Origin of the sequence: Methylobacterium sp. UNCCL125 (assembly GCF_900116795.1) — a bacterium.
GTDB classification, from domain to species: domain Bacteria; phylum Pseudomonadota; class Alphaproteobacteria; order Rhizobiales; family Beijerinckiaceae; genus Methylobacterium; species Methylobacterium fujisawaense.
The window spans coordinates 167418-183316 of sequence record NZ_FPBW01000009.1; the positions used below are offsets into that span (position 1 = coordinate 167418).

Annotated in this window: 15 protein-coding genes and 1 tRNA gene; 10 read left to right on the plus strand and 6 right to left on the minus strand. The window is 69.0% G+C overall.

Annotated elements, in window-relative coordinates; genetic code table 11:
• Positions 1–108 precede the first annotated feature (108 nt).
• The gene (gene hrcA / locus BM396_RS11210; protein ID WP_085987606.1) at positions 109–1164 is read left to right on the plus strand and encodes a heat-inducible transcriptional repressor HrcA; all 1056 of its coding nucleotides are present in this window, start codon (positions 109–111) and stop codon (positions 1162–1164) included.
• A 13-nt stretch (positions 1165–1177) separates the two neighbouring features.
• Here the strand turns inward: hrcA and BM396_RS11215 are convergent, their stop codons facing one another.
• Both BM396_RS11215 and BM396_RS33785 read right to left on the minus strand, forming a co-directional pair.
• Positions 1178–3175: a methyl-accepting chemotaxis protein gene (locus BM396_RS11215; RefSeq protein ID WP_051975956.1), complete on the minus strand. Its 1998-nt coding sequence runs from the start codon at positions 3173–3175 to the stop codon at positions 1178–1180.
• 258 nt (positions 3176–3433) lie between these two features.
• Positions 3434–3571 carry a DUF1236 domain-containing protein gene (locus BM396_RS33785; RefSeq protein ID WP_335633083.1) on the minus strand — a complete coding sequence of 46 codons (138 nt, stop codon included), beginning with the start codon at positions 3569–3571 and terminating at the stop codon, positions 3434–3436.
• On the opposite strand from BM396_RS33785, the gene BM396_RS33790 reads away from it, so the two are divergent.
• The 4 genes from BM396_RS33790 to BM396_RS11235 all read left to right on the plus strand — a co-directional run bounded on the left by BM396_RS33790 (position 3560) and on the right by BM396_RS11235 (position 7438).
• Positions 3560–4366: a hypothetical protein gene (locus tag BM396_RS33790; RefSeq protein WP_348273017.1), complete on the plus strand. Its 807-nt coding sequence runs from the start codon at positions 3560–3562 to the stop codon at positions 4364–4366. The genes BM396_RS33785 and BM396_RS33790 overlap by 12 nt on opposite strands.
• Before the next feature lie 102 nt (positions 4367–4468).
• Positions 4469–5833: an MFS family transporter gene (locus BM396_RS11225; protein ID WP_043380096.1), complete on the plus strand. Its 1365-nt coding sequence runs from the start codon at positions 4469–4471 to the stop codon at positions 5831–5833.
• 86 nt (positions 5834–5919) lie between these two features.
• Entirely contained in the window at positions 5920–7101 is a 1182-nt protein-coding gene (locus BM396_RS11230; RefSeq protein WP_043380099.1) for an alpha/beta hydrolase, read from the plus strand.
• A 55-nt stretch (positions 7102–7156) separates the two neighbouring features.
• A complete protein-coding gene (locus BM396_RS11235) occupies positions 7157–7438 on the plus strand; it encodes a DUF2312 domain-containing protein (RefSeq protein ID WP_020091862.1) in 282 nt (93 codons plus the stop codon).
• Between the two features lie 41 nt (positions 7439–7479).
• Here BM396_RS11235 and BM396_RS11240 read toward each other — a convergent pair whose 3' ends face one another.
• On the minus strand, positions 7480–8469 hold the full coding sequence (locus tag BM396_RS11240) for a phosphoribosylaminoimidazolesuccinocarboxamide synthase (protein ID WP_043380101.1): 990 nt from the start codon (positions 8467–8469) through the stop codon (positions 7480–7482).
• Between the two features lie 254 nt (positions 8470–8723).
• On the opposite strand from BM396_RS11240, the gene BM396_RS11245 reads away from it, so the two are divergent.
• Positions 8724–9476 carry a Crp/Fnr family transcriptional regulator gene (locus BM396_RS11245; RefSeq protein WP_043347678.1) on the plus strand — a complete coding sequence of 251 codons (753 nt, stop codon included), beginning with the start codon at positions 8724–8726 and terminating at the stop codon, positions 9474–9476.
• A 183-nt stretch (positions 9477–9659) separates the two neighbouring features.
• On the opposite strand, the gene BM396_RS11250 is transcribed toward BM396_RS11245, so the two are convergent.
• The 3 genes from BM396_RS11250 to BM396_RS11260 all read right to left on the minus strand — a co-directional run bounded on the left by BM396_RS11250 (position 9660) and on the right by BM396_RS11260 (position 10673).
• A tRNA-Phe gene (locus BM396_RS11250) sits at positions 9660–9735 on the minus strand.
• A gap of 105 nt (positions 9736–9840) precedes the next feature.
• Complete coding sequence (gene yacG / locus BM396_RS11255; RefSeq protein ID WP_081948579.1) at positions 9841–10023, minus strand: DNA gyrase inhibitor YacG; 183 nt, start codon at positions 10021–10023, stop codon at positions 9841–9843.
• Positions 10020–10673, minus strand: a complete 654-nt coding sequence (locus BM396_RS11260) for a Maf-like protein (RefSeq protein WP_043380104.1) — start codon at positions 10671–10673, stop codon at positions 10020–10022. Before BM396_RS11260 ends, yacG begins: the two co-directional genes overlap by 4 nt.
• Positions 10674–11039: 366 nt before the next feature.
• Here BM396_RS11260 and BM396_RS11265 point away from each other — a divergent pair, with 366 nt between their 5' ends.
• The 4 genes from BM396_RS11265 to BM396_RS11280 all read left to right on the plus strand — a co-directional run bounded on the left by BM396_RS11265 (position 11040) and on the right by BM396_RS11280 (position 15863).
• Positions 11040–11249 carry a hypothetical protein gene (locus tag BM396_RS11265; protein WP_043347681.1) on the plus strand — a complete coding sequence of 70 codons (210 nt, stop codon included), beginning with the start codon at positions 11040–11042 and terminating at the stop codon, positions 11247–11249.
• Positions 11250–11407: 158 nt separating this feature from the next.
• Positions 11408–11653, plus strand: a complete 246-nt coding sequence (locus tag BM396_RS11270; RefSeq protein ID WP_043347682.1) for a hypothetical protein — start codon at positions 11408–11410, stop codon at positions 11651–11653.
• A 236-nt stretch (positions 11654–11889) separates the two neighbouring features.
• On the plus strand, positions 11890–13098 hold the full coding sequence (gene phaZ, locus BM396_RS11275) for a polyhydroxyalkanoate depolymerase (RefSeq protein WP_043380107.1): 1209 nt from the start codon (positions 11890–11892) through the stop codon (positions 13096–13098).
• Between the two features lie 134 nt (positions 13099–13232).
• Entirely contained in the window at positions 13233–15863 is a 2631-nt protein-coding gene (locus BM396_RS11280; RefSeq protein ID WP_043380109.1) for a TIGR02302 family protein, read from the plus strand.
• Positions 15864–15899 lie beyond the last annotated feature (36 nt).

Genomic DNA, 15899 nt, shown 5'->3' on the forward strand with positions numbered 1-15899 from the left:
GGGCAAGCATCGCCGTACGGATTGATCCGCGCGGGTCGGTTGCGCATGATCGGACCACAGGATGACCGCGTGACACACCCCAGTCCCAACTTTGCCAACGGCCAATCCATGCAGGCCCTCGCCGCCCTCAATGAGCGCGCCCGCGAGATCTTCCGGCAGATCGTCGAGAGCTATCTCACGACCGGCGAGCCGGTGGGCTCCCGGAATCTCGCTCGGATCCTCCCGATGGCGCTGTCGCCGGCCTCGATCCGGAACGTGATGGCGGATCTGGAGCATTCCGGCCTGATCTTCGCGCCGCATACCTCGGCCGGACGCCTCCCGACCGAACTCGGGCTGCGGTTCTTCGTCGACGCGATGCTGGAACTCGGCGACGTCAGCCAGGACGAGCAGGCGCGCATCGAGGCACAGATGCGGGCCGCAGCCTCGGGCCACACGTTCGATTCCGCCTTGGCCGAGGCCTCGACCATGCTGTCGGGCGTCTCGCGGGGGGCCGGCGTGGTGCTGACTACGAAGGCCAACGTCAATCTGAAGCACATCGAGTTCGTACGACTCGATCCGGCCCGCGCCCTCGTCATCCTCGTCTCGGATGACGGCTCCGTCGAGAACCGCATCGTTGATCTGCCGCCCGGACTTCCGGCGGGTGCGCTTCAGGAGGCCACGAACTTCCTCAACGCGCGCCTGCAGGGCCGCACCCTGGGGTCGCTGCGCGCCGAGATCGAGGCCGGCCGCAAGGCCATGAAGCGCGAGCTCGACGCGATCACCGAACGCCTCGTCGATGCGGGGCTCGCAACGCCGGTGGGGCCGACGGAAGCGCGCCAATTGATCGTTCGCGGCCAGGCCAACCTGCTCGACGACCTGCGCGCGGTCGAGGATCTGGAGCGGATCCGCCTGCTGTTCAACGACCTGGAGACCCAGAAGGACGTCATCGACCTGCTGGCCCGTGCCGAGGGCGGCGAGGGCGTGCGTATCTTCATCGGCTCCGAGAACAAGCTGTTCTCCCTCTCGGGGTCATCGCTGATCGCGGCGCCGTTCCGCGACGGATCGCAGAAGATCGTCGGCGTGGTCGGGGTCATCGGTCCGACCCGCCTCAACTACGCGCGAATCGTGCCGATGGTGGATTATACGGCGCGGGTGGTGTCGAAGCTTCTGGACGGCGGCCGGTAGGTCCTGTCGGGCCTCAGGCCGCCCGAACCGAATCCAGGAATCGTGCGACCTCGACACCGAGGCGCGCGGAGTGCTGCGACAGATCCGATGCGGAGCCCAGGACCTGTCGCGCGGCCTCGCCCGTTTGCGCGGCGGCTCCGGCCACCCCGGCGATATTCACCGTCACGTCCGCGGTCCCGTCTGACGCCTGGGTCACGTTGCGGACGATCTCCTGCGTGGCCGCCCCCTGCTCCTCGATCGAGGCGGCGACGGCCGCAGCGACCGCGTTGATGTCCCGGATCCGCGTGACGATACCGTCGAGTGCCCGGGTGGCTTCGCCGGTGGAGCCCTGGACGCGCGCGATATGATCGTTGATCTCCTCGGTGGCGCGGGCGGTCTGCGCAGCCAGATCCTTCACTTCGGCCGCCACCACGGCGAAGCCGAGCCCGGCCTCGCCGGCCCGCGCGGCCTCGATGGTGGCGTTGAGGGCCAGCAGGTTGGTCTGCGCGGCGATCGAGGCGATCAACCCGGCGGCGTCGCTGATCCGGGATACCGCCTCCGACAGCGCCTGCACGCGGTGTCCCGTCTCGTCGGCCTCGTCCACGGCCGTCCGGGCGAGGCGTGACGAGCCTGCGACCTGCCCGGCGATCTCGCGCACGCTCGCGCCGAGCTCCTCGGCCGCAACCGCGACGGTGCGGACGCTGGTCGAGGCTTGGTCGGCGGCCGCAGCGACGCTGCTGGATCGTGCCGCGGCCTGCGTGGCGGTGTTTGTCAGGGCTTGGGCGGTGGCGTGAAGCTCGGACGCCGCGGACGACACCGAACCGACGATCGTGCCCACGGCCTCTTCGAAACCATCGGCGAGCGCCGTCATGGCCCGCTTGCGCTCCGCTGCGGCCGCCGCCTCGGCCGAGCGCCGAGTCTCTTCCTGCTCACGTGCCTTCTGCGCCACAACGGCCTTGATACCCTCGACCGCCCGCCCGACCATCCCGATCTCGTCCCGGCGCCTGGCCTCGGCGATCTCGGTATCGAGGTCGCCGAGGCTCATGCGCTGAAGGACTTCCACAAGTCGGTCTAGGGGATGTGCGACAGTCGCGGCCATCATCCGGCTGACAGTGACGGCCAGCAGAAGCAGCGTGATCGCGGTTGCGATGGCCAAGTTCTGCGCGAGATGCGTGATGGGTGCGAACGCGGTGGCGTGGTCGACCGAAAGCGCGATGTACCAGTCGAGCGCCGGCGGCAGGTTTGGGACGCGCGCGAAGACCGTGCGGACGGACCGTCCCGCCTCGCGCGTGTCCACCGCCCGACCGGCGGCGATGCCGGGAACCGGACGGTCGATCAGCTCCGACAGGGGCTTGCCGATGAACGCGGCCCGCGGGTGGATCAGGATCGTGCCCGCGCCCGACACCAGATAGGCATAACCGCCGTCACCCGGCGCGACCTCGGTGATCATCCGGGCAAGAACCGAGACGTCGAAATCGCTTCCGACCACGCCGCCGAGACCGTGCGCCGCATCCTTCACCGGCGCCGCCGCCGTGATGATGAAGGTGCCGCGACTGGCGGAGATGTACGGCTCGGTCAGGATCGGGCCGTCCGTCGCGGCGGCCTCCTTGTACCACGGACGCTGACGCGGATCGTAACCCGGCGGAATCTCGGCCTTGGGCATCTTGGTGTAGAACCCGTCCGGACGCCCGAAGAAGCTGACGTAAAACGAGTCGCGGATGATGGGCGCGTCGAGCACCCGATCCGTGTCCGACTCGCGGCCGCCAGCGGTGATCTGCTGAGCCATCATCTGCGTCAGATCGAGCTTGCCGCGCAGCCAGTTGCCGACACTACGGGCGGCAGATCCGCTCAGGCTCGACATGCTGGCGTCGACGTCGCCCTGCAGGGTGCTGGACTGGGACAGGTACAGATAGGACGAACAGGCGACGAGGGCCGCCGATACGATCGCGAGAATCAGGAGTGTCGCGCGACCCGATATCCCGACGCGTCCACGGCGTGCCGCTCCAGAAAAGCCACCGATTTCAATCGACATGCACACCCCGATCTTCTGGAGTCGCGCCTGACGAGGCCTAATTCAAACCTAAACCGCGACCTGTGGCGTCTGTGTTCTTTTTATCAGATCGTGGATGGCATGGATCAGGACGTCGATCGGGCGCGACACCATTTCCCGCGCAAAGCCGGTCCGCGCCTTGTCGGGCGCGGACCGGATCGACGGTGATGATCGTGTGCTTTGCTTGCGCCGGTGTGTCGGCGGCCGGAAGAGCCGTTTCGACCGACGCGCGGCCAGGCGTTAGGCCGGGATCACGTCCACGATCTCGTAGGTGTCGGGGTCGATGATCACGATGTCGTCGCGCACGAGGATGAACTCGTAGCCCTCGTATTCCGGCACGATCGAGATGATCGCCGGCGGCAGCCGGTGCAGGGTCACCGACCGCGGGATCGCGGTGCCGACCGCGAGACCGAAGGCCACATCCCGGAGCGGCGACACGCCCAGGCGGGTGATCGAGCTGCGGAACTCGGTCCGCTGCCGGGTATCGAGGCGGCCGACCGCACCGCGAACGGCGCCGCCCTCGCGGGCGCCGGCACGTCCGCCCCGCTCGCCAGCCGGACCGCGGCCGCCCCGATCGGGGCCGGCTGCGTCGCGATTGCCGCGCTCGCCGCCGGCACCGGGTTCACGGGCACCGCGCTCACCCCGGTCACCGCGATCACCGCGATCACCGGCATCGGGCTTCGCGGCCGGGCCGGCCCGACCGGACGATCCGTCGCGCTCGGCGGCGCCATCCGGGCGGCCCGGTCCCTCGGCACCACGACCCGCCGGTCCACCCGGCTCGGCGCCGCGCGGACCGCCCTCGGCACCGCCTGGCCCGCGCATCGCGCCGCCGTCCGCGCCGCCGGCACCGCCCCGCATCCCGCCGCCAGCGCCGCCGCCACCGGCCGGACCGGCGCCTGCGCCGGCAGCTCCACCGGGACCGCCGGGTCCGCCGCCGCCGGGGCCGCCCCCGCCGCCTGGGCCGCCCTGCGCGAATGCCGTTGCCGCTCCGGCCACGACGATGGCCGCCGCAACCGTGTCTCTCAGAATGCGCTTCATGGCCTCTCCTCCTGCGGCCGTCGGACCATCCCCGACGCCCATGCCGGCCCGCAACGGGCCTCGGGGCGAACCGTTCCGTCCCGCGGCGTCGTGGCCATGCGGCCGGTGACACCCGCGCGGGCTGTCCTCGGCTAAGTCCGCTCACGGTCTTGCGATCAGGCCCGTCACCTGTAACGTCGCGCCGCACCAAGTAGAGACCGGCCCAGGCCGGCATCGAGATTGATCGACGGAGACGCCATGTCCGCCTCGCGCGACGATACGATCGGTATCGCACCGAGCGCCCACGATGACGCCGCAGACCGCAAGCGCCGCATCTGGGCCATCGTCGGATCGTCCTCGGGCAATCTCGTCGAATGGTACGATTTCTACTGTTACGCGTTCTTCGCCCTCTACTTCGCGCCGGCCTTCTTTCCGAAGGGCGATTCCACCAGCCAGCTCCTCCAGACCGCGGGCATCTTCGCGGTCGGCTTCTTCATGCGACCGGTCGGCGGCTGGCTGTTCGGGCGCATCGCCGATCGTGTCGGACGCCGGACCTCGATGGTCGTCTCGGTGCTGCTGATGTGCTTCGGCTCGCTGCTGATCGGCATCCTGCCGACCTACGAGCATGTCGGTACCCTGGCCCCGGTGCTGCTGCTCCTCGCCCGCATGCTCCAAGGCCTGTCCGTCGGCGGCGAATACGGCACCTCTGCAACCTACATGAGCGAAGTCGCGATCAAGGGCCGGCGCGGCTTCTTCGCCTCCTTCCAGTACGTCACGCTGATCGGTGGCCAGCTTCTGGCCTCGCTGGTCCTGGTCCTGCTCCAGGCGGTGATGACCGGCCCGGAACTGACCGCCTGGGGCTGGCGCATCCCGTTCTTCATCGGCGCCGGGCTGGCGGTCGTCGCACTCTATCTGCGACGCTCCCTGGCCGAGACCAAGGACAGCAGTGACAAGGAGACTGCCGGCACCTTCGCCGAGCTGTCGAAGCACTGGCGGGCGTTCCTGGTCGTCGTGGCCTACACGGCGGGCGGCTCCCTGAGCTTCTACACCTTCACGACGTATATGCAGAAGTATCTCGTCAACACCGCCGGCATGCCGAAGACCTCGGCGTCGCAGACGATGACGGTGGTGCTGTTCGTCTACATGATCATCCAGCCGATCTTCGGCGCGCTGTCCGACAAGATCGGCCGCAAGGCGAACATGCTGCTCTACAGCGGCCTCGGCACACTCATGGTGGTGCCGCTGATGACGGCGCTCGGCACCAACAAGGATCCCTATCTGGCCTTCGCGCTGATCACCCTCGGGCTCGCGGTCGTGTCGTTCTACACGGGCATCAGCGGCATCGTGAAAGCGGAGCTGTTCCCCACCAACGTCCGGGCCCTCGGGGTCGGCCTCTCCTACGCGGTGGCCAACGCCACCTTCGGCGGCACCGCCGAGTTCGTCGCCCTGTGGTTCAAGGACAACGGGATGGAGAGCACGTTCTTCTGGTACGTCACCGTCCTGATGGCGATCGCCTTCGTGGCCTCGCTGATCATGCCGAACCCCAAGGTCCACGGCTATCTCGACGGCGCCGGCACCGTCGAGGAGGCGCTGGGGAAGAAGCCCGGCCTCGCACACGCCTGACCGGTGGGCCGTCCGGCTGGACCGGGCCCGACTTTCACGCTGATATGCCTCCCGCCGGACGCGCCAGACGTCCGCGGGAGGACGCCATGCTTAGGAAGGCCGCAGCCGGGGCACTGACCCTGCTTTGCCTCGCAACCGCTTCGGCATCCGAGGCCACCGAGGGGGGCTCCGGCGACACGCCGTTCAAGCCGAAACAGCCCGCAGGCTATTTCTTCGTCGGCGGCCGCTCCGCGACGGCGGCAGGCAAGACCACGGCCTCCGGGCAGATGTTCGTGGAGTATCGCGCACCGGCGCGGGTGACGCAGCCCTATCCGATCGTCCTGGTGCACGGCACCGCCCAGACCGGGACCAACTTCCTCGGCACGCCGGACGGACGACCTGGCTGGGCTGACCGCTTCGCCGCCAAGGGTTTCACGGTCTACGTCGTGGATCAGGTCGGGCGTGGCCGCTCGGGCGGCGATCCGGAGACCTACGGACCCTATGCCCGCCTGCCCGTCGAGGATCTGGAGACGGTGTTCACCGGGCAGGAACGCGTCCCGCTCTACCCGCAGGCGAAGCTGCACAGCCAGTGGCCGGGGGGCCCGGGGGTGCGCGGCAATGCCGCCTTCGACCAGTTCTACCTGTCCCAGGTGCCCTATATCGCCAGCGCGCTGAAGAGCGAGGAACTGGTCGATCCGGCCCTGATCGCCCTTCTGGAGAAGATCGGCCCCGCGATCCTGCTGACGCATTCGCAGGCCGGCGTCTTCGGCTGGGCGGTTTCCGATCAGCGCCCCGACCTCGTGAAGGCGCATGTCGCCGTCGAGCCCAACGGGCCGACCTTCTTCGACATTCGCTTCAAGGGCGGCGCCGATTGGTACGAGCGCGTCGGGGAGGCGCGGGCCCGGCCCTACGGCATCACCCGGGTGCCGCTGCATTTCGAGCCCCCCGTCAGCAGCCCGGCCGATTTGACGGTCGTTCAGGACGACCGCGCCGCTGCACCCGACAAGATCCGCTGCTGGCTTCAGGCCGAGCCCGCTCGCACGCTGCCGAACCTCGCCCGCGTGCCCGCCGTGCTCGTCACCGCCGAAGCCTCGTTCCGCGCCACCATGGATGATTGCACGGCTGCATTCCTGGCCCAGGCGGGCGCGAAACCGGACCGGCTGGCGCTCGCCGAGCACGGCATCCACGGCAACGGCCACATGATGATGCTGGAATCGAACAGCGATGCGGTGGCGGATGCGATCGTCGGCTGGATCGAGAACCGGGTCCACGCGCCGGGCCGTCCTTAACCGGTCGCTTACCCTGTCCCGGCGAGGGTGCCGCCGTCATCCGACGAGGGAATGCATGACCGACATGACCGACACCGTGGGCGTCGCGGGCGACCGCATCCGCTCGATCATCGAGCGCGTGGAACGGCTGGAGGAGGAGATCAAGGACCTGATGGAGGCCAAGAAGGAGGTCTTCGCCGAGGCCAAGGGCGAGGGTCTCGACGTCAAGGTGCTCAAGGAGATCCTGAAGATCCGCAAGCAGGACAAGGATGAGCGCGACGAGCAGGAGACGCTCCTCGACGTCTACCTGCGCGCCATGGATGCGCCCTCGCCGGCCCCGATCGCGGCCGCGGCCTGATCCTCTCGACGGAGTGCGGCGCCGCGCGCGCCGCCCTCCCCTCAGGACTGCGGGGAGCCCGCGAGATAGGCGGCGATGTTGCGCCGGATGCGCTCCAAGGGCTCCTCGCTCGGATCCGGCAGGATGAAGCGCGCCCCCGTGATCGTCTCGTAGGCGCGGATGTAGACCGCGGCCGTCTCCAGGACGACCTCCGCGGGAATCTCCGGAATCGGGTCCTTGTACGGATCGCAGCGGGCGACGACCCAATTGCGCACGAAATCCTTGTCGAAGCTCTCCGGCGCTGAACCCGCGGCGAAGCGCTCCGGATAGCTCTGCGCGAACCAGTATCGACTGCTGTCGGGCGTATGGATCTCGTCGGCGAGGACGATCCGGCCTTCGGGATCGGTGCCGAACTCGTATTTCGTGTCGGCCAGGATGAGACCGCGCTCGGCCGCCAGCGCCGTGCCGCGGGCGAACAGCGCCAGCGCCGCGTCGGACACGGTGCGCCACTGCTCGGACGTGAGCAGCCCGCGTTCCAGAATCTCGGTCTCGGTCAGCGGTTCATCGTGGCCACCGTCGAACGCCTTGGTGGTCGGCGTGATGATCGCCTCCGGCAGACGCTCGTTCGGCCGCATGCCATCCGGGAAACGGTGACCGTACATATCCCGCTCCCCGGCGCGGTAGCGCGTCAGGACCGACGTGGAGGTGGTGCCGGCGAGGTAGCCCCGAACCACCACCTCCACCGGCAGGATCTCCAGACGCCGGCCCACGACCACGTTCGGGTCAGGATAGGCGATGACGTGGTTCGGGCAGATGTCGGCCGTCCGCTCGAACCAGTAGCGCGCGGTCTGGGTCAGGACCTGGCCCTTGAAGGGGATCGCCGCGAGCGCCCGGTCGAAGGCGCTGATCCGGTCCGAGGTGATGAGGATGCGCCGGCCGTCGGGCAGGTCGTAATTGTCCCGGACCTTGCCGCGATAATGGTTCGGCAGCTCGGGCAGGGTCGCGTCGCGCAGGACCTGGTGCGCGTGCGGGGCGAGATCTGCCGTCTTCATCGGGCTTTCCGTCAGGCTGTGCGGCGACCGCGCCGCCTGATCTCTGTGCGCGGATGGGGCGGAGAATTCCAGTCCCGGGTTTCACCGAGGCCCGGCGCGCAGCCCCAGCCGCCACCCCGACCCCCGCGGCTGGGGGCGAGTGGCCCTGCCGCTCTGGCCGGGCCCGGCTGTCGGCCCTATCCTTGCCGCGGATGGCAGACGGTGAATTGCCGACTGCGAAATGCCGGCCGGTGCCGCCGGACGGCCGAGGCGCAATGTTCGAGACACCGCACCAAGCAAGCCGACAACCTTTCCTGCGCCGGATCGAGACCGTCGCCCTGTTCACGCTCAGCGATGCGGAGCGGGCCGCCCTCGTCGCGCTGCCGATGCAGGTGGCGCAGTTCGAGCCCAATCAGGACATCGTTCGGGAGGGCGACCGCCCGACCCGAAGCTTCACGCTGCTCAGCGGGATCGCTTGCACTTACAAGTCGACGCTGGCCGGCAAGCGGCAGGTGATGACCTACCACGTCCCGGGCGATGTGCCCGATTTCCAGAGCCTGTATCTGGAGGTGCTCGACATCAACATCGCCACGGTCAGCGCCTGCAGGCTCGGCTTCGTTTCGCATGAGGCGGTCCGCGGACTGATGCGTGCGCATCCGCGCCTCACCGAGGTCTTCTGGCGCGCCACACTCATCGACGCCGCTCTGGTCCGCGAGTGGATGCTCAACACCGGTCGCCGCGACGCCTACGCGCGGATGGCCCACCTGTTCTGCGAACTCGTGACCCGCCTCGGCGCGGTCGGGCTTGCGCCGGATCGGACCTGCGAGCTGCCCATGACGCAGCCCGAACTCGCAGACGCCCTCGGCATAACGTCCGTTCACGTCAATCGCACGATCCGGGATCTCAAATCGGCCGGGCTGATCACGCTGCGCGACCGCCGCCTGACCGTCCACGACTGGCCGGGGCTGCAGGCCGCGGCCGGGTTCGATCCGGCCTATCTGCATCTGCGGGATGCGGAGACTCGCTGAACCGGGCGGGAGAGCGCAGGCTTTCGAGCTGACGAGGGCGCGCTGTCGCCCTGCCCGATGTATCGCCGGCCGTCGAAAGCCAAAGCCGAGCCGACGCGGGACCGCAGTCTGGATCTATCGATATGAAGATAACGCGGCGCCGTTTTCGCTAACCGTTGCCGGAGCGGGCGCTCAGCGGGAAGATGGTGCCCAGGGGCGGAATCGAACCACCGACACTGCGATTTTCAGTCGCATGCTCTACCAACTGAGCTACCTGGGCGTCGTCCGCGCCGGTGTCGGCCTCGGACGCCGCGGGGTATAGTCAGTGCTTCGCGGCCTGTCCAGCCTTGCCGTGACGTCGACACGACGGAAATGCCGGAAAAATTCATCGCTCCGGATCGGGCTCGGGCGGAACCTCGTCGGAATCGAGGTCCTCGGGGATCGCGTAGCGCTCGTTAAGCCACCGTCCGAGATCGACGTCGGCACACCGCTGAGAACAGAACGGCTGGAATTCCGCTGTGGACGGTTGCCGACAGATCGGACAGGGCGGCCGGCGCTCGCTTCTCATGCCAGGGCGCCCCAGCCAGCCCGCACGGGATACCCCTCCCCGTCGAGGAGGCTCAGGGTCTCGTAGAGGGGCAGCCCAACCACGGCGCTGTAGGAGCCGACCAGTTTGACGACGAACGCCCCCGCCAGGCCCTGGATCGCGTAGCCGCCGGCTTTCCCGCGCCATTCGCCCGACGCCACGTAGCCCTGGATATCGCGGCCCGAGAGCCGCTTGAATCGGACGCGGGTCTCCACGATCCGCTCCCTGCGCCCGCGGGGCGAGAGGACGCACACCGCCGTGTAGACGCGATGCTGACGTCCGGAGAGCAGGCGCAGGCAATCCGCGGCCTCGTCGGGGATCTCGGCCTTCGGCAGGACCCGACGCCCGACCGCCACAACCGTATCGGCCGACAGAAGCCAAGTGGGCGTGGTGGTGTCCTGGAGGTGCAGCGCCGCCTCGGCCGTCGCGAGCTTCGTCCGGGCGAGGCGGCGTGCCAGTTCGCGGGGCGGCTCGGCCTTGCGGGGCGTCTCGTCGATCTCGGCCGGCAGGAGAGCCGCCGGTTCGATGCCGATCTGCTGCAGCAGCGCGAGGCGGCGCGGCGAAGCGGAGGCGAGCACAAGTCGCGCCGTCGGCCCCTGCGTCGCGCCGATCGCTTCAGGTTTGGCGTCCATGATGTTCCGTTCGCACAATCGACCGGAGCCGTGCGCGCCCTGCGCGGCGGCCCTTCGTCGGCCGGGACAGGCTCGATCCACCCGCCTGATAAGGGATGGGGTCGGGCTTGTGAACTCGGAGGGGCTTCTGCAGATCTCCCAGACCCCGGCCGGCCCGGGTCATGATCCGGGATACCCCCGCCCGCCCGCCGGCAAGAGTAGGCCGACCGGGCGCCGCGGCCGGCACTGTGATCGCGGCGCGGCAAGCCAGACTAGAGGTGCGGCCCGGCGATCTGGCAAGCTTAGAGCAAGACGTCGTCCGCGATCGTAACCGACCGTTAACTACGTGCGGCTGAGAGTGTTGTCCTCCGAAGAGGATCGACATCGATGTTGAACGCTGATCCGCTCCTGCAGCGCCCGACGCTGGTGACCACGGCCCTGCTCGCCCGTGCCCTCGACGGGCTCCGGCCGCAGGTCACGTCGCCGGTCGAGATGTGGCAGCGTCTCACCGAGCGGTACGTCGTCGATCTCGACGCCGTCGCGGCCCTCCTGCCCGCCGACGAACCGGAAACGCACTGGCTGTCGTCCCGCGACTGAGGGCGCGCAGATCAAGTCTTCGGCCGTCCGCCCAACTGGCACACGACGTGCTTGAAGGGTCCGGCAACCGGGAGGAAGCACTCAGGCAACGACAACGCGGCGGCTCGCACGCCAGAGCACCCCGCGGACCTTTCGATCGCTCGAAGCTGAGGTCCGTCATGTCGGAACTGCTCTCTGTTGCCTTGGTCTGTGCCGGTACGCTTCTGGCTCAGGATTGCTCCCGCGACACCGCCCTGGACGTCATCATCGCCCCGGCGCATACGCCGATGGAGTGCCTGATGCACGCCCAGACGATGGCAGCCCAGGCCGGGTTGCCGGGGGGCAGCGACCGGTATCTCAAGATCGCCTGCGAGCATCGCCGGACCGAAGGCGAACCCCGCACGGTCGTCCGGCGCGCGTCCTGACGCGGCCCGGCGCGTCGGCGGTGTCCGTGCCGTCGCGCCCGGCCGCGATTTGGTCTGGTGCATCAAAGCCACGTCACGATTTTTCTTGTTCGCATCCGCCGCTCGGACAGTTGCCGCCTCCGGGAACGGGACCCATCCTGCACGGCCAAGCTGATGCAATTTAAACCCCGGCATCCGCCACCTTTGCCGCCCCGATGGCCCGCGTGCCGGGCAGGGCTCCAGCGAGTGCCTGCCCGATGCTGTACGACGCGTTCGACCTGCAGACCGACATCGCTGCCCAGACCCGGGCATGGGGCCGGCTGCTGAACGACATCTGGTCGCCCTGGATCGGGTTGGGCGAGCCGGTCACCTGGATGTCCGCCGGCGCCCGGATGATGATGCGCGCCGGTCTGACCTTCGCCCGGCCGCCCTACGGCATCGAGACGGTCAACGTCGGGAACCGGAGCGTCCCGGTCTCAGAGGAGCCGGTCGAGGTCACGCCGTTCGGGACGCTGCTGCACTTCAAGAAGGACATTCACACCGAGCAGCCCAAGGTGCTGATGGTCGCGCCGATGTCGGGCCATTTCGCCACGCTGCTCCGCGCCACCGTGCGCACCATGCTGCCCGACCACGACGTCTACATCACCGACTGGCACAATGCCCGCGACGTGCCGCTGTCGGAAGGCCAGTTCGGTTTCGACGACTACGTGGGCCACCTGATCCACTTCCTGCAGACGATGGGTGAAGGCGCCCACATGGTGGCGGTCTGCCAGCCCGCCGTTCAGGCCCTCGTGGCGGCAGCCGCGATGGCGCAGGCGAAGGATCCCGCCGCCCCGCGCAGCATGACCCTGATGGCCGGCCCGGTGGATTGCCGCATCAACCCGACGGGCGTGAACGCACTCGCGACCTCAAAGCCCATCGACTGGTTCGAGAAGAACCTGATCGCGACGGTCCCGACGCGCCACAAGGGCGCCGGCCGCAAGGTGTATCCGGGCTTCATGCAGGTCTCGGCCTTCATGGCGATGAACGCCAAGCGCCATATCCAGGGTCACGCCGATCTCTTCTGGCACATGGCCAACGGCGAGCGCGAGAAAGCCGAGGCGATCGAGACCTTCTACGACGAGTATTTCGCCGTGCTCGATCTCGCGGCCGAATTCTACCTGGAAACGGTCAAGACCGTGTTCCAGGATCACGCCCTGGCTCGGAATGCGGTGAGCTATCGGGGGGAACCGATCGACCTGCGGGCAATCCGCCGCACCGCCCTGATGACCGTCGAGGGCGAGCGCGACGACATCTGCGCGGTCGGCCAGACCATGGCGGCCCATGATCTGTGCTCGGACCTCGCCCCCTACATGCGGACCCATCACCTCCAGGCGGGCGTCGGCCATTACGGGGTCTTCGCCGGGCGGCGCTGGGAGTCGCAGATCTACCCGCAGGTGCGCAACTTCATCCAGGCGCACAACTGACCGCGAGACCGGGGACGCGTCGCGCCGATTTGACCCGCCGACCCGCGCGGCCCACCATGCTACCGTCTTCTGATGGGAGCCCGGTTCGCGTGGTTCCTGGGGCCACTCCTGCGGCGTGAGGCGGAACGGTCGGCGTGATCGGCACCGAGAACAAGACCAGCGCGGACGGCCCGACAACGGTCTCCGCACGGCTCGACCGGCTGGTGGCTCGCGCCCGGGCGGCAGCCCTTTGGGAGCAAGCCTGGCCTGTCCTCTGGCGGGGGATCGGGGTCGGACTGATCTTCCTCATGCTGTCCTGGTCGGGGCTGTGGCTCGATCTCACGCCGATCTGGCGCCAGATCGGTCTGGGCATCCTGGGCCTCCTCCTCGTCGCCGCGCTCGTACCGCTGATCCATATCGCCCGGCCCGATCGGCGCGTCGCCCTGGCACGGCTCGATCGCGAGGCGGCGGCCCGCGATCCGGCCCTGCGTCACGGACCGGCCTCCGCGGCGCAGGACAGCCTCGCCGTGGGTGCCGCCGATCCGGGAAGCCGGACGCTCTGGGAGCTCCATCAACGGCGGGCCGCGCAGGCGGTCTCGGCCCTGCGGGTCGGTTTGCCGAGGCCCGGCATGGTCCGGCACGATCCGTTCGCCCTTCGCGCCGGCCTCGTGGTCGCCGCCATCGCCAGCCTGTTCGTCGCCGGGCCCGAGTGGCGTCAGCGCCTTGGCGCGGCGTTCGACTGGCAGGAGCCTGCGGCGCAAAGCCCCAATTTCCGCGTGGACGGCTGGATCGACCCGCCGCTCTACACGCGGCTTCCGCCCCTCCTGATCGCCATGGACGGAAGCGATCAGCGCCTGCGCGCGCCCGTCAACGCGCAGCTGATCGTGCGGATCGCCGGTCAGGGTAAGGCCGCGTCCGAGACGACGCTGACACCCAATGCCGGCCTAGTCCCCGTCCCGGGCCAGGAGGCGCGGCCCGACCTGCGCGAGGAGCGCTATCGCATCGTTGGCGGCGCCGAACTGACGATCGTGACCCCCGCAGGCCGGCAACGCCTCACCGTGGACGCGATCCCCGACCGGCCGCCGGAGGTGACGGCCGTCGGCGGCCCAGAAGTGAACGGCCGCGGTACCTTCAACCTGACCTACCGCGCGAAGGACGATTACGGGCTCAGTTCGGCGGAGGCCGTGATCGAGCCGCTGAAATCGGCCCGTGCTCTGGTCCCGGTTCCCCACATCAATCTGGCATTGCCCGGGGACGCCAACGGCGAGTCCGACACCAAGACCCTGGTCGACCTCACCGACAGCCCATGGTCCGGAGCGCGGGTCCGCTATCACATCGTCGTCAAGGACGAGGCCGGTCAGGAAGGCCGGACGCCGGATGCCGAGATCGTCCTGCCGGCGCGTCCGTTCCGCGAGCCGCTGGCGCGGGCGCTCGCCGAGGAACGTCGCCGCCTCGTGACGGCACCCGATACGGACCGCCGGTGGGTTCAGGGGGCCCTGGACGCCCTCCTGGTCGCGCCCGACACGTACACGCCGCAGCCTGCCATCTTCCTGGGCCTGCGGACGGCCACCGAGCGGCTGCGCCGCGCCCGGACGGACGCCGATCTCATCGCGGTGGCCGATCTCCTGTGGGAGATGGCCCTGAAGATCGAGGACGGTGACCTTTCGGATGCCGAGAAGCAGCTCCGCCAAGCCCAGGATCGCTTGAAGGAGGCGATGGAGCGCAACGCGCCCGACGACGAAATCAAGCGCCTGACCCAGGATCTGAAGCAGGCGCTCGACAAGTTCCTGTCGGAGATGGCGCAGAAGCAGGGCCGCGAGCCTCGCGAGCAGAGCGATCGCGGGCAGAACAATGCTCAGTCGAAGACCGTCACGCCCGAGGATCTCGATAAGATGATCCAAGACATGGCGGAGGCCATGAAGCGCGGCGACACCGCCGAGGCACAGCGCCTGATGGAACAGCTGCGCAACATCCTGGAGAACCTGCAGACGGCCGAACGCGGAAACCGGTCGGATCAGGCGTCCCGCGAGATGCAGAAGAAGATGCGCGATCTCGACGCCATGTCCCGCGAGCAGCAGGGCCTGCGCGACGAGACCTTCAAGGACGGCGAAGAGCCGCGCGGCGGCCAGCGCCAGCAGAATCGCGGGCAGCCGCAGCAAGGCCAGCGCGGACAGCAGGGCCAGAGACAGCCGGGTCAGCAAGGCCAAGGACAACAGGGCCAAGGACAACAGGGCCAACGACAGCAGGGCCAGGGGCAGCAGGGCCAAGGGCAGCAGGGCCAGAAGGGCGATGTCGGAGAGCGGCAGCAGGCGCTTCGGCAGCGGCTGGAGGATCTCCAGCAGCGCATGAAGGAGAACGGCATGCGCGGCGAGCAAGGCCTCGCCGATGCCGAGGAAGCCATGCGCGAGGCCGAGAACGCCCTGAAGGACGGCGATTCGAGCGGGGCGATCGACGCGCAGGGGCGCGCCCTCGACGGCCTGAAGCGCGGCGCCGACGGCATGGCGCAGCAGATGCAGGACATGGCCGAGGGCCAGGGCGAAGGCCAGCAGGACGGCGGTCAGCAGCCGGGGCAGCAGGGCCAGGCCGGGGCACGGGACGACGATCCCCTCGGACGTCCGACGCGCGGCCGCGATATGAGCGACGGACGTGTTCGGGTGCCGACAGCCGATGAATCAGCGGTCCAGCGCGCCCGGCGCATCATGGAAGAGCTGCGGCGCAAGCTCGGCGACCCGACCCGCCCCCGCGAGGAACTCGATTATTTCGAGCGCCTGCTCCGCCGCAACTGAGCGTCCGCACCCTCACGACGCGCCGAGCCGGATCAC